Annotated in this window: 26 protein-coding genes; 11 read left to right on the plus strand and 15 right to left on the minus strand. The window is 43.0% G+C overall.

The window, feature by feature from the left end; all coding sequences use genetic code 11:
• Window positions 1-19 precede the first annotated feature (19 nt).
• Complete coding sequence (locus IQ234_RS03475) at window positions 20-949, minus strand: CoB--CoM heterodisulfide reductase iron-sulfur subunit B family protein (RefSeq protein ID WP_193956055.1); 930 nt, start codon at window positions 947-949, stop codon at window positions 20-22.
• A gap of 292 nt (window positions 950-1,241) precedes the next feature.
• The gene (locus IQ234_RS03480; protein ID WP_104395459.1) at window positions 1,242-1,592 is read right to left on the minus strand and encodes an STAS domain-containing protein; all 351 of its coding nucleotides are present in this window, start codon (window positions 1,590-1,592) and stop codon (window positions 1,242-1,244) included.
• 359 nt (window positions 1,593-1,951) lie between these two features.
• On the opposite strand from IQ234_RS03480, the gene IQ234_RS03485 reads away from it, so the two are divergent.
• From IQ234_RS03485 to IQ234_RS03495, 3 genes are all read left to right on the plus strand, one after another.
• Window positions 1,952-2,146 (plus strand): hypothetical protein, encoded by a 195-nt coding sequence (locus IQ234_RS03485; protein ID WP_046660872.1) that lies wholly within the window; start codon window positions 1,952-1,954, stop codon window positions 2,144-2,146.
• Between the two features lie 270 nt (window positions 2,147-2,416).
• Window positions 2,417-2,761, plus strand: a complete 345-nt coding sequence (locus tag IQ234_RS03490) for a hypothetical protein (protein ID WP_002732938.1) — start codon at window positions 2,417-2,419, stop codon at window positions 2,759-2,761.
• 78 nt (window positions 2,762-2,839) lie between these two features.
• A complete protein-coding gene (locus tag IQ234_RS03495) occupies window positions 2,840-4,054 on the plus strand; it encodes a DUF790 family protein (protein WP_193956056.1) in 1,215 nt (404 codons plus the stop codon).
• Between the two features lie 102 nt (window positions 4,055-4,156).
• Here IQ234_RS03495 and IQ234_RS03500 read toward each other — a convergent pair whose 3' ends face one another.
• The 10 genes from IQ234_RS03500 to radA form a co-directional block, all read right to left on the minus strand.
• Window positions 4,157-4,618: an Hsp20/alpha crystallin family protein gene (locus IQ234_RS03500; protein ID WP_193956057.1), complete on the minus strand. Its 462-nt coding sequence runs from the start codon at window positions 4,616-4,618 to the stop codon at window positions 4,157-4,159.
• A 462-nt stretch (window positions 4,619-5,080) separates the two neighbouring features.
• The gene (locus tag IQ234_RS03505; RefSeq protein ID WP_193956058.1) at window positions 5,081-6,454 is read right to left on the minus strand and encodes a 1-acyl-sn-glycerol-3-phosphate acyltransferase; all 1,374 of its coding nucleotides are present in this window, start codon (window positions 6,452-6,454) and stop codon (window positions 5,081-5,083) included.
• A gap of 288 nt (window positions 6,455-6,742) precedes the next feature.
• On the minus strand, window positions 6,743-7,594 hold the full coding sequence (locus IQ234_RS03510; RefSeq protein WP_193956059.1) for a Uma2 family endonuclease: 852 nt from the start codon (window positions 7,592-7,594) through the stop codon (window positions 6,743-6,745).
• A gap of 185 nt (window positions 7,595-7,779) precedes the next feature.
• Entirely contained in the window at window positions 7,780-8,709 is a 930-nt protein-coding gene (locus IQ234_RS03515; protein WP_193956060.1) for a lysylphosphatidylglycerol synthase transmembrane domain-containing protein, read from the minus strand.
• Complete coding sequence (locus tag IQ234_RS03520; protein ID WP_193956061.1) at window positions 8,702-9,160, minus strand: DUF29 domain-containing protein; 459 nt, start codon at window positions 9,158-9,160, stop codon at window positions 8,702-8,704. Before IQ234_RS03520 ends, IQ234_RS03515 begins: the two co-directional genes overlap by 8 nt.
• Window positions 9,157-9,627 carry a DUF29 domain-containing protein gene (locus IQ234_RS03525; RefSeq protein ID WP_193956062.1) on the minus strand — a complete coding sequence of 157 codons (471 nt, stop codon included), beginning with the start codon at window positions 9,625-9,627 and terminating at the stop codon, window positions 9,157-9,159. Before IQ234_RS03525 ends, IQ234_RS03520 begins: the two co-directional genes overlap by 4 nt.
• An 11-nt stretch (window positions 9,628-9,638) precedes the next feature.
• Window positions 9,639-10,094 carry a DUF29 domain-containing protein gene (locus tag IQ234_RS03530; protein WP_193956063.1) on the minus strand — a complete coding sequence of 152 codons (456 nt, stop codon included), beginning with the start codon at window positions 10,092-10,094 and terminating at the stop codon, window positions 9,639-9,641.
• A 13-nt stretch (window positions 10,095-10,107) separates the two neighbouring features.
• A complete protein-coding gene (locus IQ234_RS03535; protein WP_193956064.1) occupies window positions 10,108-10,563 on the minus strand; it encodes a DUF29 domain-containing protein in 456 nt (151 codons plus the stop codon).
• A 63-nt stretch (window positions 10,564-10,626) separates the two neighbouring features.
• Window positions 10,627-10,728 carry a cytochrome b6-f complex subunit PetL gene (gene petL / locus IQ234_RS03540; protein ID WP_002742381.1) on the minus strand — a complete coding sequence of 34 codons (102 nt, stop codon included), beginning with the start codon at window positions 10,726-10,728 and terminating at the stop codon, window positions 10,627-10,629.
• Between the two features lie 45 nt (window positions 10,729-10,773).
• The gene (gene radA, locus IQ234_RS03545) at window positions 10,774-12,300 is read right to left on the minus strand and encodes a DNA repair protein RadA (RefSeq protein WP_193956065.1); all 1,527 of its coding nucleotides are present in this window, start codon (window positions 12,298-12,300) and stop codon (window positions 10,774-10,776) included.
• 233 nt (window positions 12,301-12,533) lie between these two features.
• Here radA and rpaB point away from each other — a divergent pair, with 233 nt between their 5' ends.
• The gene (rpaB, locus tag IQ234_RS03550) at window positions 12,534-13,262 is read left to right on the plus strand and encodes a response regulator transcription factor RpaB (protein WP_002734727.1); all 729 of its coding nucleotides are present in this window, start codon (window positions 12,534-12,536) and stop codon (window positions 13,260-13,262) included.
• Window positions 13,263-13,271: 9 nt separating this feature from the next.
• Window positions 13,272-13,913: a cofactor assembly of complex C subunit B gene (locus tag IQ234_RS03555; protein WP_002789031.1), complete on the plus strand. Its 642-nt coding sequence runs from the start codon at window positions 13,272-13,274 to the stop codon at window positions 13,911-13,913.
• A 279-nt stretch (window positions 13,914-14,192) separates the two neighbouring features.
• On the opposite strand, the gene IQ234_RS03560 is transcribed toward IQ234_RS03555, so the two are convergent.
• Window positions 14,193-14,522 carry an NAD(P)H-quinone oxidoreductase subunit M gene (locus IQ234_RS03560; protein ID WP_002738864.1) on the minus strand — a complete coding sequence of 110 codons (330 nt, stop codon included), beginning with the start codon at window positions 14,520-14,522 and terminating at the stop codon, window positions 14,193-14,195.
• Between the two features lie 308 nt (window positions 14,523-14,830).
• On the opposite strand from IQ234_RS03560, the gene rpsO reads away from it, so the two are divergent.
• The 4 genes from rpsO to IQ234_RS03580 all read left to right on the plus strand — a co-directional run bounded on the left by rpsO (window position 14,831) and on the right by IQ234_RS03580 (window position 17,418).
• Window positions 14,831-15,100 (plus strand): 30S ribosomal protein S15, encoded by a 270-nt coding sequence (rpsO, locus tag IQ234_RS03565; RefSeq protein WP_002741886.1) that lies wholly within the window; start codon window positions 14,831-14,833, stop codon window positions 15,098-15,100.
• A gap of 24 nt (window positions 15,101-15,124) precedes the next feature.
• Window positions 15,125-15,589, plus strand: coding sequence for a PAM68 family protein (locus IQ234_RS03570; protein ID WP_193956066.1), 465 nt, complete (start codon window positions 15,125-15,127; stop codon window positions 15,587-15,589).
• A 58-nt stretch (window positions 15,590-15,647) separates the two neighbouring features.
• Window positions 15,648-16,703, plus strand: a complete 1,056-nt coding sequence (gene aroF / locus IQ234_RS03575; RefSeq protein WP_193956067.1) for a 3-deoxy-7-phosphoheptulonate synthase — start codon at window positions 15,648-15,650, stop codon at window positions 16,701-16,703.
• Between the two features lie 64 nt (window positions 16,704-16,767).
• On the plus strand, window positions 16,768-17,418 hold the full coding sequence (locus IQ234_RS03580) for a Uma2 family endonuclease (protein ID WP_193956068.1): 651 nt from the start codon (window positions 16,768-16,770) through the stop codon (window positions 17,416-17,418).
• A 22-nt stretch (window positions 17,419-17,440) separates the two neighbouring features.
• On the opposite strand, the gene aspS is transcribed toward IQ234_RS03580, so the two are convergent.
• The gene (gene aspS, locus IQ234_RS03585) at window positions 17,441-19,228 is read right to left on the minus strand and encodes an aspartate--tRNA ligase (protein ID WP_193956069.1); all 1,788 of its coding nucleotides are present in this window, start codon (window positions 19,226-19,228) and stop codon (window positions 17,441-17,443) included.
• Between the two features lie 357 nt (window positions 19,229-19,585).
• Here aspS and IQ234_RS03590 point away from each other — a divergent pair, with 357 nt between their 5' ends.
• Window positions 19,586-20,368 carry an aldolase/citrate lyase family protein gene (locus tag IQ234_RS03590; RefSeq protein ID WP_193956070.1) on the plus strand — a complete coding sequence of 261 codons (783 nt, stop codon included), beginning with the start codon at window positions 19,586-19,588 and terminating at the stop codon, window positions 20,366-20,368.
• Between the two features lie 983 nt (window positions 20,369-21,351).
• Here IQ234_RS03590 and IQ234_RS03595 read toward each other — a convergent pair.
• Window positions 21,352-22,179 (minus strand): DUF3598 family protein, encoded by an 828-nt coding sequence (locus IQ234_RS03595; RefSeq protein ID WP_193956080.1) that lies wholly within the window; start codon window positions 22,177-22,179, stop codon window positions 21,352-21,354.
• Between the two features lie 37 nt (window positions 22,180-22,216).
• On the opposite strand from IQ234_RS03595, the gene panD reads away from it, so the two are divergent.
• Window positions 22,217-22,636, plus strand: coding sequence for an aspartate 1-decarboxylase (gene panD / locus IQ234_RS03600; protein WP_052277873.1), 420 nt, complete (start codon window positions 22,217-22,219; stop codon window positions 22,634-22,636).
• The last annotated feature ends 343 nt before the right edge of the window (window positions 22,637-22,979 follow it).

The raw sequence follows: 22,979 nt of genomic DNA on the forward strand, positions 1-22,979 counted from the left end.
TAACACTCCTGATTGAGTTCTAAAACCCCAATTTCTTTAAGAGGGATTTAGTGGAAACGATGTGTCGATCTAATCCTAAACGATCGGGACTGACTCCCACCGCTAAAGCGACTAATTGGGAAAAATGTAACACAGGTAAACCCAAACTTCGATTGATCGCTTTTGCCACTTCCGGTTGTCGGGAATCAAGATTAAGATGGCATAAAGGACAAGGGGTGACTAAACAATCGGCCCCCGCTGCCATGGCCTCTAAAATGTGTTTTCCTGCCATTTGGAACGATTGGGTGGTGGCATAACTGGACAGGGGCCAACCACAGCATTGAGTGCGTCCTTGATAATAAATCGGATTTGCTCCCACCGCTCGAAAGACATTTTCTAGGGATTCCGGCTGAAAGGGATTATCGTAGGGAAGAGTATCCTGGGCCCGCAGGAGATAACAACCATAAAAACTGGCACAATTTAAGCCTGATAAGGGACGAATCACCTTAGCCGCCAGATTATCTAAGCCATAATCGCCCACAATTGCCCAGAGTAGGTGCTTAACCGTCGTCGTACCTTGGTAGGGGGAACAATGTTCTTTCTGTAAATAATTATTAACTTCCTCAACATAATCGGGATTATTATGCTTTGCTTCCTTCAAGCGCTCATCCACATGACCGATCACCCCTTGACAGGTGCTACAGTGAGTCAACAGGGGTAAATTGAGGGCTTCTGCTAGGGCAATATTGCGAGCATTGACGGCATCTTCCAATAGTTGCGAATCTTCCTTATAGGTTCCCGAACCACAACAGGCAGCTTTTTTGAGTTCGACTAAATTAATCCCCAAAGCTTCCGTCAGGGCTGCCGTGGATAAATATAGTTCCCGACAGGCACCTTGGGCGACACAACCGGGAAAATAAGCATACTGGAGATTGTTGACTGTCATGGATTCTAGGAAATTACTACTCATTGCCTATCTACCATCTTGCCCCCCTTCCCCCCTGTCATCACTAAAGTGATGGAATTTCTTAACAGACAGTCTTTTGTGAGCTGCTCCCAACAAGTGTAGGGTAGTTTGTCCCTAGAGATAATATCCAAAAAGGAGGAGAGCCATCTCAACAGTATAATGGCTCTCCTTGAGAAAAATTGTTGTCCTGAGGAGTCGGTTGTACGAATGGGAATCTGCCCAGTCAAGAGGTGATTTACTGGTAGAATTGAGATTGTAGCCAAGAAATTACGGCGGGAAACCCTATTTTGTCTGCTTACGCCGCTTGGGGGAGGGTGATGACAGCACCAAAGTCAGCACGGCTAGGGAAAATCGAGAGAACCCGGTCCAGTTGGGTTAATTCAAAGATAATCTTGACTGAAGGTGGAATAGAACAGATATTGAAGGATTTTTCTTGACTTTGAGCCAGACGAAAGGCGGTAACTAAAGCCATTAATCCGGCACTGTCGAGGAATTCCACCCTACTCATGTCCACGAGAAAAGTGATAGAGCTATTCTGGTTCACCAGATTGGTGAGCTGCTCTTGAAATTCTAGGACGTTAGCGGCGGTAATATAGCCACTTGGCTCAAATAGAGCAATTTCTGGGACTTTTACAGGACTTTTCATGGCTGGGCTTTGAAATTCATAAATGAACCTTTTAACTGGAAATCAGATAACGCTATTATGTCCTAACTTTCTGAGTTTGTAACCTTGGTCTTGATCAATTTTCCCTCTCCTGAAAAGATTAATCTTTTTTTAATCTTGACCCCTATAGGGAGGAACCAATTTTAGGTTAACCTTAGGATTCTAGTGGTAAAGAGGAACAGTGGTCAGGACTGACTAGGGTGAACATCAGGGGAAAGTCGTTAGGTTTAAGCTCTAACTCCGAATAACTAAGGATGACCCAGGATTATACTGGTGTTTTTGCTAAAATAAAGTAAAGCAGGATACAGAAACTAGATTTATTGAGCTAGAGTAAGGAAATTGTGGATACCCAGCCGACTATCCGCCAATTAGTGGAAAAAGCCCTATATTATCGTCAAATCACGCCAGAAATTGAAAACGGAATTAATGAACTCCTCGCTCGTCTTGGCTACGTTTCTGATGTGGATTACGAGGCCCTCGAGTTACTCATGGATGAAATGGACGAAGGCCGGATTAATCTCGTTCCGCGTCGGTAACTTCAGTTATCAGTTATCAGTTATCAGTTATCAGTGGTGAGTTTTCAGTGGTGAGTTTTCAGTTCACTGATGGCCTTTCGGTTCCTGCTTATGCAATGGACGGGGTTATAAGGGATGATTTAGCGATCACCCGCTCGAACCGAACCTAGTAACGAAGAACCTGACTTTACTGATGACTGTTTACTGAACAATCCCCCAAAACCCAATTTCCCCAAATTTCCCCAAATTAATATAATTAACTTCAGGCTTTCTCTTAACCTGATTTTTTCCATGATTCCTTTAACTCTTAATCTTTTGCAAGGTTCCGTTACTTTTCGTTTCAGTCCCAGTGCTGCTCTGGATTTGCAAAGGGAAATTAACATTTTACTTGATCGCCTGAAAGCGATCGCCAGTAATGCTGCTAGTGGGGGTAAACCCCAACCCCAAAAACCGCTGGAATATCAGCACACTGGTGATGTATTTCTGGAAGTGTTTTGTAATCCCAATATTTATCCGAATCCTTTTTCGGCTAAAGTTTTGTTAACGGTTCGCGATGATCGCCTACGCTTAACCACAGAAGCAGAATTAACCCGTGTGATCGAAGATTTAGAGCGTTATATAGACCAAAATAGTTAGAAGTGGGGGATTTTTGGGGTTTTGACCTTTCCTTGTCGTCCCACCTTTCCCCATCTGACTATTCTTCTCTAGCTTGCCATGTTACCGACCGATTTATTGATTTCCCGTCAAAATGGCGAGACAATTATTCCCAAACGCTTACCGATCGCTCCTGATTATCTGGCGATCGCTAAAGAACAAATCACCTGTTTTCAGGAAAGTATCGGGGAAACTAAGGGAGAATTAAGCCAAAAACTCCTAATCTTGGAGGGAGACAGTCCCGATTATAAAATTAAACGGGGATTTGCTCACCTATTAACCAATCATTTTGCCACCTTTGAGATTATTAGTCCCTTAGAACCGCAGGAATTAAGAAAAAGAGTTTTTGAACAAGCGGCCAACTTTGTTCCTATTCCCCAAAATCGATCGCTAATTCTGGAGAAAATTGCCCAGCAACTCAGCCAAGAATTAAATCAAGAAATTTTTCCAGTAGCTCTAGAAAAAGGACTCTATGCTGATTTAGCGGAGAATAAAATTCTCACTCAATTTGATGCTCCCACCCCCGAAAACTTAATTAATCGTTTTAACCTCTCGCAAATTCAAGGGATTTTTTATCGGGCCAGTTATTTAATTATCAACGTCCACCGCAATGATCCGGGTGAATATAAATATCTCTTTCGCTATCTAAAACTATTTCGTTTAATGACTTATATCGAAGGGGATGCCGACACGGGATTTACTATTACTATCGATGGTCCCACCAGTTTATTTAAAGCTAACAGTCGTTATGGCATTGAAATCGCTAAATTAATTCCTGCCTTACTCCATGTGACTCACTGGAATTTGAAGGCACAATTACAGTATAAAGATTCCTATACAGGAACTATTAAAAAACAACAGTTTAATTTAGAGGATAACTGTGGTCTGGTATCCCACTATTCCCCGGGTAAACCCTACGATAGTATGTTAGAGGAATCTTTCGCTAAACGTTGGTTACAGTTAAAAACTGAATGGCAGTTAGAAAGGGAAGTGGATTTAGTGCCTTTACCCGGAGGAGTGATGATTCCCGATTTCCGTTTAGTGCATCCCGATGGTCGCGTTTTTCTCCTCGAAATTGTTGGTTATTGGCGACCAGAATACCTACAAAAGAAATTTTTACAGGTTAAATCGGCCCAAGCAAATAATCTAATTTTAGCCGTATCGGAACGGTTAAATCTAGAAAAAGCTGGCGTTAAATTTCAAAACCTACCCGCTCAGGTTATCTGGTTTAAAGATAAATTATCACCCCAAGCAGTGTTAGAAGTTTTAAATTAAAAGGTTAAGAAGCTAAAAGCGGAAGTATGATTTAATACTCCCGCTTCGGTTTAATCAGACTAAGTTAACCTTTTCGCTTAAGACCAGACAATGAGTGCTACATCATTGAGCAATGGCAGGACTGATGGACACTTTCACCACTTTATTTTTTTCTTCTTCCGCTTTCGGGAGGGTGAGATTGAGAATACCATCTTTGTATTCAGCAGCCACGTTAGTGTTATCAACCTGAACCGGTAGAGGAATAACCCGATGGAATTTACCATAACGGAATTCAGTGCGGGTAAATCCTTCTTCTTCGGTTTTAATTTCCGATTTTCTTTCACCATTAATGGTCAGACTATCGGCTGTTACTTCCACGTTGAGGTCTTTGGCTTCCATACCAGGTATTTCCAGTTTAAGCTGAACTGCCTCTGGCGTTTCGGTCATTTCCGCCGCTGGGATAAAGGATAACCCCACTTTTTCGCCATTGCCTACATCAGTCGGCACAAGACGGTCAAACAAGCGATTCATTTCTTTCTGTAGGCTTTCTACTTCTCTGAAAGGTTCCCAACGTATAAGTGCCATATAAGTCACCTCCGAAGTTTTCTTAACGCTAGAGATGTTGGTTTGTCTCTACACTTTTAGGATAGATAAAAGATTCTCTTACCGGGGTAGGGTTTTCGGTATTGAGTTTTTCCAGATTCCCGTACTATCTCCTATACTAGGGTCTGCTGAAAAAGTTTTTCCTGGGGAAGTGGGAATTATAAATTATGAATTATGAATTATGAATTATGAATTATGAATTGGGAATTATAAATTATGAATTGGGGAGTGGTAAGTGAGAAGACCACTTCGTGCGCGACGTTCGGACATTCGGCGAAGACTTCGGCGTGAGCTCAGTCGAACGCTTAGTCGAGCGGACGGTGGGACTGTCGAACCGTTGCTGGGGGAAGTGGGGGTTTTCTCAGTGAACTGATAACTGATAACTGATAACTGATAACTGATAACTGACTCTACCAACAAACTTATTCAGCAAACCCTAATTATCTACTGATGAATAATTAAACTTTCTAAACTGGTTTGTAAATCTTGGGTTAATTGTGCTACGGCCGAGCGTTGATCGCTTTTATAATCAGCATAGCGCTCGGATACAGAAATAGGTTTACCGATAGTTATTATCGCTTTTTGTTGACCAATTTGGGGACGAAAAAAGGGATTACCTCCCTTAATTCTTGTCACTAAATCCCAGAGTAATAAAATTGTCTCGGCAAATCTTTCTACGGTGGGTTTTTCCTTGACATAATAACCAGTTACTGAGACGAAACTTTCGACAATTCTCATGTGCCACATTTTTAAATTAGCTTCATCAGCAAGGCGATCAGCTAATCCTAATTCAAGGGGAGAAATAGAATGAGTGGGTTTTAATTCTTCCCGATAAATGCGTTCCCATCCTGCTTGTTCCAAACGACGACAGCGATCGATCACATTACCATTAGGAGAAATATTAAAATACTTTTCTGCGGTTTGTAGGGCCACATCTAATAAATTGGCTAAACGTTTGGCTAGGGTTTCGTTTGGATCATCACCATTGGCAGGCACTACCGGCAAAGATTGATAGTAGAAATCTCGATAAAAATCCTCCATTAAGGATAATAATCTTTCTCCTAAACGAAAAAGACGCTCGTATAAAACCTTTTCTTCTAGGGATGAATTTGGGATTGATTCTAAACCGCTATCGGTTTCTAAATTAGTTAAAATTCGCTCGATTTCTTGCCACACTGGAGTCAGATAAAAATACTGAATACCAATGGGTAAAATAATTACTTCCTGCTGCTGTTTAGCTTTTCTGACATCATCCACCCCCCAAAAAGCCAATTGAGAAATACCCGGTTCAATAGCACTGACAAGCTCATTATGTCCGTTAGTTGCCCCTTCCGGAGCGGCGGCTAAAGGATAATTTCCTTCTAATAATAAACGACGAGCCGAACGCAATCCAATTAAATCGGCTTTTCCCCGTTGAATTGGTGTGCCACCTAACTTAGAATATAACCATCCTACCCTTTCTCCCGCCCATAAAGGAATCCCTCGATCGTACATAAAATGAGCGTGAATTGGATTGTTTAATTTTATTCCTAACTCTTGGGCTTTTTTGGGTACTAATTTCCACAAAAGATAGGCCATACAGTAGGGATCGTTAATACTGGGATGACGAAAAGCAAGCAGTAAACGGACTTTTTTCTCTTGACTTTTTTGATAAAATGTGATTAAAGTTTCTAGATTAGCAGCGGAAATTTCTCTTAAGTTGGTTTGAGTTTGTAACCAGAGAGGTAAAAAGATTTGACATCCCTTTAAAAGCAGGGGATTAAGGTCAGGGGTGATAAATTCGAGGGGGGGTTGCGCGCCCAAAGATAGATTAGACATATAAGTAGTCGTGCCAAATAAATTTCCTAGTTGAGACAGTTATCAGTTATCAGATTTCAGTTTTCAGTTCACTGTTTACTGTTCACTGTTTAAGAAAGAATCCAAGAAAACTCTGATCAATAATTACTCACTGGTCAAAAGGTAATCACAGCAGCAAACAGGTGTGGAGCTAGATTTCAAATACACTGGGATTACAGGCTCCCTCAATCGTGAAAGGAGAAATTAACCGACTTTGAGCGAGGAGGAACACCAGTAGTTTACCTCCTCACCTAAACAAATACAGCTATACTATAGCTCTATCCCCATTTCTCGCAAACGAGCCGCCAGTTGTTGAGAACGCTGTCTTTCCGCTTCCAGAGCTTGCTGAGTAGCATTTAATTGCTCCTGGGCTGCAGCCGCTTGCTCCTGTGCTGCAGCCGCCTGCTCCTGGGCTGCCGCCGCTTGTTCCTGAGCCGCAGCCGCTTGTTCCTGGGCTGCTTCTTCTGGCAAGGGGATTAAATTGCCTTCTGGGTCATAAAATCTTGCCCAAATTGCCGTTTCTCGGTCAATAGTGCCTTCCCAAGTTCCCAACCAATAGCCTAAAGTTTCGCACCATAACCAGCCGCGCTCGTTTCGTTCTAAAGAATGGTAACGTTGGTCGGCCCCTAAATGCCATCCTTGTAAAGAATTGGCATCAAAAGGATCGTAGATGAAATAATCTGGCGTGCGGAAGGTTCCCTCATAAATGGCTTTTTTTCGCACTTTATCAGTCCTAGCGGTACTAGGAGAGGTTAATTCCACGATAACATCAGGATAGCGTCCCTCTTCTTCCCAAATTACCCAACCCTGTCGCTCTCTCGTGCCATCGACATTGAGGACGGCGAAGAAATCTGGCCCGCGAAAATCGCGATTTTTTGCTTGTTCGCGGCTGAAATAAATAAACATATTGCCACCCGTGTAGAAGTCGTCTCGTTCGCCGTAACCCTGCTGTAGGGAACGAATCAAGACATTCATGGCAATGCGGTGTCGGTTGCTTTCCAAGGGTTCACCATCATCAAAAATTAAGTCTGTGGGGGGTGGGGGGGGTTCCCAGAAGTCCTCGAAATCTTCTTCTATCAGTGCCGGAGAGGTGGCAGTTTCGTCGCTTTTGGCAATCGTCATTTTTTCGGCCTCTCTAGGTGGGAGTATCCATATTTTTGCTGATTATTGCTCCTATGTTACATCAGAATTTAGGAGTGAGGAGATAGATTTTAGAAGTTGAGAAAATTATCTTCGCTTAATAATGACCAAAATTTTTCTTCTGGGTGCGTTACATTGGGCTAACAGACCCGACTAATATCCTTAAGCTAACTAAAAAACTTGGCTTTATCTTTAACTAATTTTGTCCCGATTCCGGCGGCAATCACTTCGGAGAGAATGCTAATTAAACGATAGATAGCAACGGTGACAAGTACGTTAGCGGCGGGGAATTTTTCTGTGTCTAAAAGTGCGATCGCTGTGGCTTCAAAAACTCCTAATCCTCCCGGCGCTCCGGGGACAACTAAACCCAATAACCAGGCAAAACTAAAGGTTCCTAAGAGGGGTAAAATCTGAGCGGGGGTAATCATTTTTAATACCATCCCAGCTAAAATAAAACCCGCACCGCGCCACAATAAAAATCCAGTTTCACCCAAGAGGGGAACGAGAGGATATTTAGTTAGATAAACAGGTTCTTGAGCAATCTTTTTCTTTTGGCTAAGGATTTTGAGAGGATAATTTAAAAATTTGGGATGAATGCCGATTAAAATTAATCCTAAAACTAATATCTGTATCCCTAGACTTGAGCTAGATTTCATCCAACCCAAACCACTACCAATAACTGCTATGGCTAAGGCTGCACAAACCAGTAGCAAAAGTTCTAATAAAACGCTTAAACTAGCGGTTCCCCAATTACTTCCTGCTTTATTAATTGCCACAATGCGAGCATAAAAGTGTCCGATATTACCGGGTAGGTATTTTCCTAAATTGGTAATCATATAGATCCCAATTCCTGCGGAGGTTTTAATCGGCTGTTGATAGCTTTTGAGTATCCATGTCCACACCCATCCTGCCCAAATTTGAGCGATAACTGTGGTTATAAGTGCCAAGAAAAGAAATAACCAACCGTGATTTTCAATTCTAACTGAGGTAACGTTATCCCAGTTATTTTTAAGATTGCTGAGAACAAAAAATAAGGTTCCGCCAATAATCAGCCAACGTAGAAACTTTTTCAGCATTTCGTTTTTTCCTTTATTCATTTTCTGGAGGAAACCAATCGAGATCAAGGAGATTTTCTAAACTGTAGGGACATTCCCCAGGGAAACTAACTTGATTATCGGTTTTTTCTCTAACATAATTTAAGGCTTTCTGATAAATGCGAGGTAATTCTTGAGTGAGATAATTGCGGAGATTAGTAGTTAAATAAGTATCGATCTGGTTTTTGAAATTGACAATTTCTGAGCGCCAATGACTACGATTATATTTTCTCTTGACTGTCCAAAATTGTAGCAGTAAAAAATGTCTAATAATTTGCTCTAATAAACTAGCAACACGAAACTTTTTCTCGTTTCCCAAGTCTTCTAACTCCTCGATTAAGTTTTCTAAGTCTAAAGCTTCATATCTTTTATTCTTCAACAGTTCTATAGTTTCCTCTAACCAGAGGGAATCATCAATCTCGTAGAGAGTTTTTAAGTCGGGAATAACAGTCATTTTTTATTTCCTTGATGATAAGATGGCAGCCAATTAGAATCGAGAAGTTCTTCTAAACTGTAGGGACAAGTATCGGGGAAAGTAACTTTGTTTTTTGTCTTTTTCCGCACAAAGAAAACTGCATCTTCATAAATATTAGTTAATTCATTTTGTAAATAATTACAGAGATTAGTGGTTAAGCGTCTTTTTAGCTGAATTTGAAAGTTGACTATTTCTAACTCCCAGTGATCCTGATTATATGCTCTTTCCTCCGTCCAAAACTGTAGGAGTAAGAAATGTCTAATAATTTGCTCTAATAAACTAGCAACACGAAACTTTTTCTCGTTTCCCAAATCTTCTAACTCCTCGATTAAGTTTTCTAAATCTAAATCTTCATATCTTTTATTCTTCAAGAGTTCGATGGTTTTTGCTAACCAGAGAGAATCATCAATTTCGTAGAGAGTTTTTAAGTCGGGAATAACAGTCATTTTTTATCTCCTTAATGATAAGATGGCAGCCAATTAGGATCGAGAAGTTCTGCTAAACTGTAGGGACAAGTATCGGGAAAGTTAACTTGATTGTTGGTCTTTTTTCTCACATAACGGAGTGCTTTCTGATAAATATTATTAAATTCTTGTTCTAAATATTTCCGTAAACTTGCCGTTAGGTAGGTATTTAATTGATCTTGAAAATTTACCAGTTCTGCTTGCCAATGAGCCTGATTATAATCTCTTTCCCTTGTCCAAAATTGTAATAATAAACAATGTCTAATAATTTGCTGTAAAAAACTAGCAACACGAAACTTTTTTTCGTTTCCCAAGTCTTCTAACTCCTCGATTAAGTTTTCTAAGTCTAAAGCTTCATATCTTTTAATTTTCAAGAGTTCGATTGTTTCTTCTAACCAAAGAGAATCATCAATTTCGTAGAGAGTTTTTAAGTCGAGAATAACAGTCATTTTTTTATCTCCTTTATTCGTAAGGTGGTAGCCAATTAGGATCGAGAAGTTCTGCTAAACTGTAGGGACAAGTATCGGGAAAGTTAACTTGATTGTTGGTCTTTTTTCTCACATAACGGAGTGCTTTCTGATAAATATTATCAAATTCTTGTTCTAAATATTTCCGTAAACTTGCCGTTAGGTAGGTATTTAATTGATCTTGAAAATTTACCAGTTCTGCTTGCCAATGAGCCTGATTATAATCTCTTTCCCTTGTCCAAAATTGTAATAATAAACAATGTCTAATAATTTGCTGTAAAAAACTAGCAATACGAAACTTTTTTTCGTTTCCCAAGTCTTCTAACTCCTCGATTAAATTGTCTAAATCTAAAGCGTCAAAATTTTTAGCCTTGAGCAGTTCTATAGTTTCTTCTAACCAAAGAGAATCATCAATTTCGTAGAGAGTTTTTAAGTCGGGAATAATAGTCATTTTTTATTTCCCCTAGAATGGGCAATAGTGACCAGTTAAACTGATCACTACAGCTTTTATATACTAGATAATTTTAGCGGAGCGCAGACCGAAAAAGAGACCGAGGGCAATTCCGCTAAAAACGATCAGATAACCCGCTAAAGCGGCAACAGCTAACACAGACATGGTGAAAATCTCCCAAGTAATTTAATCTTTTTTAGCATTGTACCGTTATTCTTGCCCTTCCCCTTCCTCGTCTTCCATATCTTCCCCAAAGCGCTGCTGGGGGGGAATTGCGGCGACAATTGCCTCGATTACCTTGCCGACTGGAACAATTTCTAAGCCCACATCTTCGGGATAAACTTGACCTCTGGGGACAATCGCCCGTTTAAAGCCCAATTTCGCCGCTTCTTTTAATCTTAGTTCCATTTGCGACACTAAGCGCACTTGTCCGCCTAATCCCACTTCCCCGATTAAGACTGTGCGCGGATCCACGACTCGATCGCGAAAACTGGCGACAACAGCGATCGCAACTCCCAAATCCGCCGCCGGTTCTTCCACTCCCAACCCTCCCGCGGAGGCAACATAGGCATCTAATTTCGATAAAGGAATGCCGACGCGCTTTTCTAAAACGGCGAGAATTTGCTGTAATCGGTTGTATTCTATGCCAGTAGTCGATCTTCGAGGGGAAGCATAGCTGGTGGGGCTAACTAATGCCTGTAACTCCACCACAATCGGGCGTGTACCTTCACAGGCTACCACCGTCGCCGTACCCGGGGAAAATTCGTCGCGATTGCCTAAAAACAATTCTGAGGGGTTTTCCACTTCCACCAAACCGTGATCCACCATCTCGAAAATACCGATCTCGTGGGTTGCTCCAAAACGGTTTTTCACGGATCTTAAGAGACGATGGGAGGCATAGCGATCGCCTTCAAAATATAACACCGTATCGACCAAATGTTCCAAAACTCGCGGACCGGCAATCGCCCCTTCTTTAGTCACATGACCGACAATTAATAAAGTAATATTCTCCCGTTTTGCCACCTGCATCAAGGCGGAGGTACATTCGCGAACTTGGGCGACAGATCCCGGCGCGGAAGTTAACGCCCCAAAATAAAGAGTTTGAATACTGTCAATTACCGCCACCTGTGGGCGTAGAGATTCTAATTCCCGCAAAATTTCCTCTAAATCGGTTTCTGGCAAAACGTAGAGATGATTATCGAGTTCTGCGGTTGATTCAGAGGCTTTTTTATCCTTGCCATTGCCGTTATTTTCCGACTCCACGGGAACCACTCCCACCCCCAAACGGGCAGCCCGCAGTTTAATCTGTTGTCCCGATTCTTCGGCGGAAACGTAGAGGATGCGCGGTAATCTTTGGGCGAGTTGGTTGGTAACTTGCAGTAAAAGCGTCGATTTGCCGATACCCGGATCGCCGCCGATTAGTACAAGAGAACCGGGGACGATGCCACCACCGAGAACGCGATCGAATTCGCCGTAACCGGAGGGAAAACGTTCCTGTTCATACTGGGTAATTTCCGAGAAGCGCACCGAGATGCGCGGTTGCGGGTTGCGTTGTCCTTTGCCGTTATTTGGGCGACTATTTTGCCATCCTGGGCGATTTACCGCCGGATTATTGCCACCAGCCATCACTTGTTCTTCTAGCGTCCCGTAGGTGTCACAACTGGGGCATTTTCCCAACCATTGGGGAGATTCCGCCCCACAAGCGCTACAGATATATATTGTTCGCGATTTCGCCATGTTTTTTAAGAAAAGTTGAAGAAAAGCGGTTTGGGGATCAATTCTCTTGTCAAATTTGATTAAGTATGATAAGGGGGAAGGAAGACCCTAAAGTTATTGATAATTGTCATAAAAGAAATAAAATAGGAAATTCAGGCTTAATGATAACGGCCAAAGGATATTCTATAAACAGGAACGCTCGTTATTTAACTTTAAAATTCATCACACTATTTAACTAAGGAGTGTTAATTCAGTTGGAGAACCAAAAGGAAAAAATTCTCGTTGTTGATGATGAAGCCAGCATCCGTCGTATCTTAGAGACTCGTTTGTCGATGATTGGTTATGAAGTCGTCACCGCCGCCGACGGCGAGGAAGCTTTAGAAACCTTCCGCACCGCTGAACCCGATTTAGTGGTTTTGGATGTGATGATGCCGAAATTAGACGGTTACGGTGTCTGTCAGGAACTCCGCAAAGAATCGGATATTCCTATCATTATGTTAACCGCTTTGGGCGATGTGGCCGATCGAATTACCGGGCTAGAATTGGGCGCGGATGACTATGTAGTTAAACCTTTTTCTCCCAAAGAACTCGAGGCGCGGATTCGTTCGGTGTTGCGTCGGGTGGAGAAAAATGGTGCTCCGGGGATTCCTAGTTCCGGTGTGATTCATATTGGTTCCATTAAAATCGATACCAATAAACGCCAAGTTTATAAGGGGGATGAACGCATCCGTCTGACTGGTATGGAATTTAGTTTACTGGAATTATTGGTCAGTCGCTCGGGAGAAGCTTTTTCCCGCTCGGAAATCCTTCAGGAAGTTTGGGGTTATACCCCCGAACGTCATGTGGATACGCGGGTGGTAGATGTGCATATTTCCCGTTTACGAGCCAAATTAGAAGATGATCCCAGTAATCCTGAGTTAATTCTCACCGCTAGAGGTACAGGCTATCTTTTCCAGCGGATTTTAGAACTAGACGAGGAATAGTTCTCAGCTATGGCACCAGCTGATCCCAATCGTATTTTAAGACTGTTACCCCTGTTCGCCGGCATCGTCGGGGGTACGGTATTAATGTTTAATCGTTTTGCCACTGCCGATTTAACCCCATCGCAAGCGCGTTCCGATGTGATGGGAGTGATTTTGAGTGGGGTTTTAATTTTGGTGGGTTTAATCTGGCAAAGAGTTCAACCCCGCTTACCGGATGCTGTGGAATTAATCGGGCGCGAAGGTCTGGAATTTGCCCCAGATTTGCCAGAACTGGTTAAAATTGAGCTTGCTTGGGCTTCCCATTTACTTTTAACTAACACCGTGACAAAATCTCTGATCGTTTATTATCAGGGAAAAGTTTTATTACGTCGCGGTATCTTAAGCCAGAATTCTGAAGTTAAAGTTAGTAATATTATCAAAAGAGTTTTAGAAACCGGTAAAGCCGTCTATTTAGTTAATTTAAATTTATATCCCGCTAAAATCGAGTTTGACTATTTGCCAGAAAACACCCAAGGCTTAATCTGTCAACCCATCGGTAAGGAAGGGGTGTTAATTTTGGCGGCAAATGCACCGCGCAGTTATACTAAACAAGACGAAATTTGGATCGAGGGAATTGCTGATAAATTAGCCAACACTTTCAGTCAGTTTTAGACGATTTCAGTTTTGTTGTTTCATTAATTCTTTTAAATCTTCCACTGACTCAACAGTATTGATTTTGACTACCCCAGACATTGCCAATTTATCCACTTAATCTTTTCTATAAGTGGGCTAAAGTTTTTGAAAAATGGTATTAGTATAGCTCAAATTTTACGCAAATACATTGAGCGACCACCAAAACCACAGGAGTTACTGGCAATTGTATCGCTTCATTGCCGCGATGCAAATTCCCCACCTGCCTAGGTGTCCGGGTGGGGACTGACGCGGAATTGTTCACCCTAATTTCGGTAAACCCATACTATAGTTCTGGACTCTGGCGTTGAGATTATAGCTGATTTCGCCTTTTTGCAGGAGAGAACGGATAAAATGTTCTAGATCTGAACCGATGCGACGGAGATTATATTCGCTCAGTTCTTCCCCATTGTAGGACTCTACCAATTCATCAAACTTACTATAAACCTTATTGAGAGCCACTTCTTCCCAATTAAATTCATTATCGGGATCCACATCAAGAGTCAAAACATTGTTACTCTCGATCAATTGATTATTTTTTACTTCAGCCGTATAAATGCGAATATGACGGGTCGTGGATTTTAACAGCATGGAATCTTCAGGGTAAGTTAGACGCTATGTCTAAGATTTTGCCATGATTTGCGGCAATGGGGAATTGGGAAGTTTTTTTCAGTGTTGCCAAAGGCACGGCGTAGCCGTCCAGTAAACAGTAATCAGTAATCAGTGAAAAGACAGCACTGTTACTGTCACCTAATATACTGCTCACTTAACACCCCCACTGATAACCGGTAACTGGTAACTGGTAACTGAGATGGCTGTCTCCCGAACAATGTTTACGCATCGACCAGAAACGTGATACTATAATAGATTGCAGTGTTTAAGCAGAGATCACGAGTCCTATGGCCTTAACCCAGACCAAGAAACAAGAACTAATCAGCCAATATCAGTCCCACGAAACCGATACAGGATCATCGGAGTTACAGGTAGCTTTCTTAACCGAGAGAATCAACCAACTGACCGAACACCTGAAAGCTAACCCAAAAGACCACGCTTCCCGCCGGGGATTACTCCAGATGATCGGTCGTCGTCGGGGACTGTTAACCTATATTCAGAAGAAAGATCAACAACGTTATCAAACCCTGATCGGTCGTCTCGGAATTCGCCGTTAAGCTTACCCCCCTTGCATCCCTACCATGGCCTCTGAATCGAAATCGACGGAGAAAAAAGAACGTCTCCCCTTTGAGCCGCGCCAAAATAAGCGAAAAACCCCGAAAATTGCCCCTAGTCCCGTGCCACCGCCGCTAAAAAATCGCTCCGAGGAAACCAGTTTAAAGGCAATTCCCCAAGCGGTCAGTCAACGGATGGCCAAACGCATGGCGGTATTTTGTGGCATTCCGACAGTATTAGGGATAACTTCCTTTTTTGGCTTCTACTGGATTATTAGCCACAATCTTCTCGAAATACCTTCCTACGTCGCCATGCTCGTCAGTTTAAGCCTATTTGGTCTAGGTTTTATCGGTCTGAGTTATGGCATCTTCTCCGCTTCTTGGGATGAGGATCGGGTGGGGGATTGGCTAGGATGGCAAGAATTTCAAGCTAATTTTGGTAGAACGATCGCCGCTTGGCGGTCCGGCAAAAAAGAAGTGGAAGAAAAATAGATAACCTCTAGAAATCGTCAACAATAGAGATTAAAGGAAACAATAAAAGGTTAATGCCATGATTGTTGTCATGAAAGTCGGTTCCCCGGAAATTGAAATCGAGCGCGTCGGTGCCGAATTCGAGGCATGGGGATTAAGTCCCGAGAAAATCGTCGGTAAGCATAAAGTTGTCATCGGTTTAGTCGGAGAAACCAGGGAATTAGACCCCCTACAAATCCAAGAATTAAGCCCTTGGATCGAAACCGTCCTACGAGTCGAACAACCCTTCAAACGCGCCTGTTTAGAATACCGTCACGGGGAATACAGCGAGGTTTTAGTCCCCACTCCTAACGGTGTTATCCCCATCGGCAGAAATCATCCCGTTAGCATTGTCGCCGGCCCCTGTTCGGTGGAAAATGAAGCGATGATCGTGGAAACTGCCAAACGAGTAGCGGCAGCCGGAGCGCAATTCCTCCGGGGTGGCGCCTACAAACCCCGCACTTCTCCATACGCTTTCCAAGGTCATGGGGAAAGCGCTTTGGAATTACTAGCAGCGGCTAGAGATGCCAGTGGTTTGGGTATTATCACGGAAGTAATGGACGCGGCGGATCTCCCTAAGATTGTCGAAATAGCCGACGTGGTGCAGGTGGGGGCCCGCAATATGCAGAATTTTTCCCTCTTGAAAAAAGTTGGAGCGCAACCGAAACCAGTCCTACTCAAGCGCGGCATGGCGGCCACTATTGAAGATTGGTTGATGGCGGCAGAATATATCCTCGCGGCAGGAAATAGCAATGTTATTCTCTGCGAACGCGGTATCCGCACCTTTGACAGTAAATATACTCGCAATACCCTAGATTTATCCTGTATTCCCGTTTTAAGAACTTTAACCCACCTGCCGATCATGATCGATCCTAGCCACGGTACGGGTAAATGGGAATATGTACCGACCATGGCCATGGCTTCTCTGGCAGCCGGGGCCGATTCCTTGATGATCGAGGTACATCCTAACCCGCCGAAGGCCCTATCTGATGGGCCGCAATCCTTGACTCCGGACCGATTCGATCGATTAACTCGGGAGTTAGCGGTCATTGGTAAGGCGATCGGGCGTTGGCCCCAGGTTCCGGCACTGGTTTAATAAGATAAAAAGGGGGTGAGTCAACCCCCTTTTTTGGGCATAAATTTCGCTTTTCGGGGCAGTTATGGTGACAGTTCCTCTAGAGTTAAATACTAGCGAAATCCGGGCAGAAAGACGGGTTACTTTTTATCATCTCAGTTGGCTATCCTATCAGCAAATTTTACAAGCCCTAGGGGAAAATAATCGCGCCCATTTATTTTATGATCGTGGCACTTTAGAGATTACTATGCCCCTAGAAGAACACGAGTTTTATCGAGAATTAATCGGACGTTTTATCTATTTTTTGGTGTCCGAATTGGGTTTAAAAATTAAAAGTATGGGTTCCACAACTCTAGCTAGGGAAGATTTAGAACGAGGAGCAGAACCCGATAATGCTTACTACATTCAAAATCAAGCTAAAGTGCTAGGAAAAAGGATTAATTTAACTGAAGATCCGCCCCCAGATTTAGTGGTGGAAGTGGATATAACCCACACGGATATTAATAAATTAGCACTTTATGCCCGTTTGGGAGTGCCGGAATTATGGCGTTTTAATGGACAAATCTGGCGCATTTATCAGTTAGAAAAGGGGGTTTATCAGGAAGGAGAATTTAGTCCCTCTTTTCCCCTAGTTCCGAAAACTAAACTCTATGAATTTTTAGCCACTGCTCAAGAGGATGAAGTGAGGGCAGAAAAGAATTTAAGAGCATGGTGTCAACAGACTTTTAAAAATTAGGTGGGCATTGCCCACCCTAATCTTAGGATGGCGGTTTGTAGGTAGAAGCAACGGATAATTCCTTTAATTGCTTCGCTGCCACTGTTGAAGGTGCAGAAGTGAGTAAACAACTAGCTTGCTGGGTTTTCGGGAAAGCAATCACATCGCGAATCGATTCTTCTCCGGCTAACAACATCACCAAGCGATCTAAACCGTAGGCGATGCCACCGTGGGGAGGGGTTCCGTATTCAAAAGCTTCTAACAAAAAGCCGAATTTATTATAGGCTTCCTCTGGGGATAGACCGATGGTGGCGAAGACTTTTTCCTGTACTTCCCGTTGATAGATCCGCAAACTGCCGCCACCGATTTCAATACCATTAAAAATCATATCGTAGGCGAGGGCGCGAGCGTGGGCTAGATCGTCTAAATCTTCGGGATTAGGGGCAGTAAAGGGGTGATGCAATGCTTCTAGGCGTTTTTCCTCGGCGTTGTATTCAAACATCGGGAAATCCGTCACCCAGAGGAGGTTGATTTTCTCGGGATCAATTAATCCCAATTGTTCCCCTAAAACTAAGCGTAGGCGGGATAGGGATTTATTGACTGTATCGGTATCTCCTGCCCCAAATAAGAGCAGATGCCCCGGTTTTGCGCCAGTCTTCTCGATTAAAGCCTGTTTTTGTGCCTCTGTCAGGTTATCTTTAATCGCACCGATGGTATCAAAATCGTAGTCTTCGCGCACGCGGATGTAGGCAATTCCCTTCGCCCCCGCATCGGTGGCTTCTTTGAATAAATCCCCACCCGGTTTGATTCTGACGTTAGAAATCGCCTCGTTACCGTTGGGAATCGGTAAAACTTTCACCGTCCCCCCACTAGCGATCGCACCTGAAAACACCTTAAATCCCGAATCGGCAAAAATCTCCGCCACATTGACCAATTCCAAGCCAAAACGAGTATCGGGGCGATCGACCCCATAGCGATCCATAGCCTCAGCATAGGTTAAACGGGGCAGGGGCAGGCTTATATCGATATTTTTGACTTTTTTGAAGATATGAGCGATTAAAGCCTCATTCAGGGCTAAAATCTCAGGTAAGGAGAGAAAACTCATCTCCATATCCAACTGAGTAAATTCCGGTTGACGATCAGCGCGCAGATCTTCATCCCGGAAACAGCGAGCGATTTGATAGTAGCGATCCATTCCCGACACCATTAATAATTGCTTAAATAGTTGCGGTGATTGGGGTAAAGCGTACCATTGGCCCGGGCTGACACGGGAAGGAACCAGATAATCCCGCGCTCCTTCGGGAGTCGATCGAGTTAAAATTGGCGTTTCCACTTCGATAAAATGCTGTTCATCTTCGAGAAAACGGCGCATTTCCTTGACAACTTGGTGACGTAGTTGTAAATTCTGACTCATACGCTCCCGGCGTAGGTCTAGATAGCGGTATCGCAAGCGCACATCTTCCCGTATCGATTCACTTTCGGAACTGGAGACGACAAAAGGCAGTTGTTTAGTAACCCCGTTGAGAATCTCGATGCTACTGGCATAAATTTCAATTTCTCCGGTGGCAATGCGTTGGTTAAGGGATTCGGGGGGCCGTTGACTAACTGTTCCCGTCACCTTGATGACATACTCGTTTCTGACGGTTTCAGCGATGGGATAGGAAGCGGGAGTTCGTTGGGGATCACTGACGATCTGGACAATACCACTGCGATCCCGCAGATCGATAAAAATAACGCCACCGTGATCGCGACGGCGATCGACCCAACCGAAGAGGGTGACACTTTTTTCAATTTCGATCGCGCTTAGGTCGCCACAGTAGTGAGTTCGCATAGTCTAACTAGAGAATTACTTATATTACGAATGTAGTATAGAAAGGATGGGGCCAGAAAAAAATCAGACGGCCTTGCTCATTATGCCAGTATTTTGTCGCTTTTGTCCTCTTGTTTAGGGTATTTTTATGGTCTCCTAAGTAGCTGGTTTTAATTAAATTGAAGATAGATTTTGGGTTCGATCCCCCCTGCTTCCCTTGATAAGGGGGGATCGGCACCCCCTTAATACCTCCTGAATAAGAGGGCATCTGACAATTTTTAACACCTACCTACTTAGTCCTCAGCTATCGGCTTTTCGCAGATGGGCTATAATCAACAAGGCTCCTCTAGCAGTTACCAATTTTAAACGATTAAAAACATGAATTGCTTAGAAAAAAAAATGGTGCAACTGTTAAGAGAACTCAGGGAAGATCACCATGTTTCAGGGGTAAAAGCGGAATTCGAGACGGAAGGAACCCGACTGACGGAAGCGATGCGGTTGAAAGAAATTAGTCTGCAAGCGGGGGTAGATTTTAATCTGAAAATCGCCGGTTGCGAAGCGATCAGAGATATATTTGATGCGGTTAATTTAGGAGTCGATCGCTTGATTGCTCCCATGGTAGAAACAGCATATGCTTTACAAAAATATCTGCGGGGAGCTAGGAGGGTTTTAGCTGATCAAGGGGTGGAAGATGTGGAGTTATTGGTTAATATTGAAACTATTACTGCCTGTGAGAATTTTCAGGAAATGTTAGCGATTCCAGAGATAAAATCTCTCGATGGTATCGTCATCGGACGCATGGATTTAGCCTGTTCTTTGGGATTAACTCGCCGGGATGTCAATAGCGAGCAAGTTTTAGCTCTGGCTTTACCTTTGGCAAAAAAAGCTAAGGCTGCCGGTTTGACTGTTGCTATTGGGGGTGGGGTGTCACTAGATTCTTTACCGTTTTTCAAAATGTTCTGCCAAGGACATTTTGACCGCTTCGAGACGCGCAAAGTTATCTTTAATTGTCCCCAAGCTTTGGATAATTTTAGTTTAGCTTTCCCAAAGGCGATCGAGTTTGAATTACTCTGGCTAGAGAATAAAAAAAATTATTATGGTGCTATTGTTCGTGAAGATGACCAGCGTTTAGCAATCCTCCATGATTTACTTTTTGGTTAAAGATATTGATCCTTCGATCGACCGTTCAAAACCTAGGCAGCTCTAATCAATCTGACAAATAAAAGGTAGGACTGGCTGAATAAATCTAAAAACCTTGTTGGATCAGATTTTTAGGCTTTTTGGTTTCCAAAAAGTGCCAGGGATTGGATCGATCGAGGGGAAATTAGCCCTCTTATTCTTGGTGTGATCTCGCGTAGCGAGCGCGTTGCGACCAGTTTAACTTACTATAGGAACGATCAATCTTTGTGTCCTTCGTGTCTCTGTGGTTCGCACCACACCCCCGCCCCCACAAACCAACTTTTTGCTGCAAACCCTAGATAGTTAACAGTTTCCCATCCCCAGTAGCTATAGTCATTTCAGATAAGTCTGATACAGTCTAAACCGACAAAACCCTTATGAACTCTGGGATTGATATTCTCAATCTTAATTGAAATGACTATAATCTGGATCTTTTGTCGCAGCACATCTGGTCTATTTTGTCAAAAAAACTTTTTCTTTTTAACATAAGTACACATATTTTTGACAAAAGATCTTTTTCGTCAAAGGAGCAATTGGCAAGTTTTTCCTGGGGACGAATTAGTCATCCTAGACGTGGTAAGGGTTTCAAGGCACAAGGACTAAAAATGCACAGAGTAACCCAATTCTCAGATCCTAGCAGCAGGCTGTAACTATTGCAATCTCGTTGACAAATAGGAATTTTTCTCAATTATTTTTTAAGAAAAGTAAAGATGAAGGAATGTAAATTTAAATCTTCTCAAGTATATTGGGATTTTGATAAATTTTGCTTATGTAAATTAACCCTTAGCATTTAGCTTCTGAGAGCAGTTATCTTATTGGTGAAGTACAAAGTTGTTGTTTTGGCAAGTCTCCGAGCAAGGAGACGATGCCAAATCCAGTTATAATTAATCTTTAGGAGAAACCCGATATTTTTCAGTGTAATTGTCAATTTCCTTTTTGTTATCAATCTAGCTGATGGCTGACGGCTAATAGCTTTCTTTTTCCTCCGTCACCAGAGTAATACCTGTCCATTCTCCCTTCTGATCATAAGAACGAATTAAGCGCTGTCTTTGAGTAGGAGAAAGTAACCAACCCACCTCTAAAACAAAAGGATGACCAGCAGTAATTTTCAGAGGTGTATTACAGGAAGCTCCATCCGGCAGTAGCAGAATTTGCACTGGCAGCGGACTATTTTCAAACAACAATCTTTGTCCCTCAATACGAGCGCTAGAAGTAATTTGATTATCACCAAAAGTCAAAGTTTGCGAGAGATAATTATCCTCCTGACGCTCGATCGAGACATGGGTAGAATAGGCAGCAGAATTATAAAAATCCCGTCCCGTTGTCACCGCTTGTCCCCGCCATTGACCAAGTAATTGCTCCACCGTTAACATCGGTCTTTCTGGTGACTGAGAATCAACTAACTTTTCCCGAATTAAAGTCAAGCGATCGAACTCACAGCGTTCATTAAATAACTGGACGATTCTTAATCGTCTTTCCCCAAAGATTAACCCAAATTCTGCCCCGAATTGTGAGGAAAAACTACTAAAATATAGAGAACCTTGGCAAAAAGCTCCCGTCTGGCTAAATAGAATACCCTGATGGAGAGAACTATACTCTAAAATCAAATCTTCTGGCGCTCGATCGCTGTAGAGACGGCGGACTAATTGACGAATCGATCGATTATTATTAATGCCTTGCAAAGATACCAAAGTCGGGGTATCTTCGATCAAGTCGCCTTGGGGAGACAGACGGGTAAAAGAACCTTGCCATTGACCGAGATTTTTGAGTAAACATTCCCACTGGGAGAGCATAATAATTGAAGTAATTGGGGTAAATAGGAAAAAATACATGGGAACAATTCGATTAATGCACGCCAAACTCCATCGAGTGCGCGTCAGCGAGGCTAACGTCGATTATGTCGGCAGTATCACTATCGATCGAGAATTGATTGAGCGGGTCGGCATTTTGCCCCTTGAAGAGGTGGATGTGGTCAATCTTAGCAATGGTAAGCGCTTTTCCACCTACGTTTTTCCGGGCCAAACCGGGGAAATTTGCCCCAACGGTGGGGCGGCGCTGCTCTGTCAACCCGGAGATATTTTGATTATCTATGCCTACGAACAACGTCCGAGGCAAGAAGTTCTCGAAAACGGTCATTTTGCCAAAGTTCTCGTCGCTGATGCCGAAAATCGCTGTCAGCAATTTTTTGAACAGAGCCTAATTCCCCGGGGTGATGGTCGGGGAGTGGAATTCTATAGCCAAGAATGCTGATTCTTGTCCTCAATTTGTTAACTTTCCCGTCATCGGAAATTTTGGGTCTGAAACCCCGCCGTTCTAGGTTGGCTTTACGTTAGAATTAAAAGGCCAGTCTCGAAAACCAAGTGGACGGCGCAGCACCTTGAAAACTCGGCTTAGGGGGTTCCGACCAGAAAAGCTTGGCCGGGTAAAAAGTCGCGCGCAACAAGTACAAGAAGCTATAGGCGGTCAACGTACCGTGGGACACACGGAATCGGGCTTCTGAAATGGGGCGAAAGTCTGTGGACTCTGTGTAAGACAGTACATGGTTTTTTAACTGTGGTATGCGACGGTGGTGGAAGCAGAAACTTAAATCGTG

This window comes from Microcystis aeruginosa LEGE 91341 (assembly GCF_015206885.1).
GTDB lineage: Bacteria > Cyanobacteriota > Cyanobacteriia > Cyanobacteriales > Microcystaceae > Microcystis > Microcystis aeruginosa_H.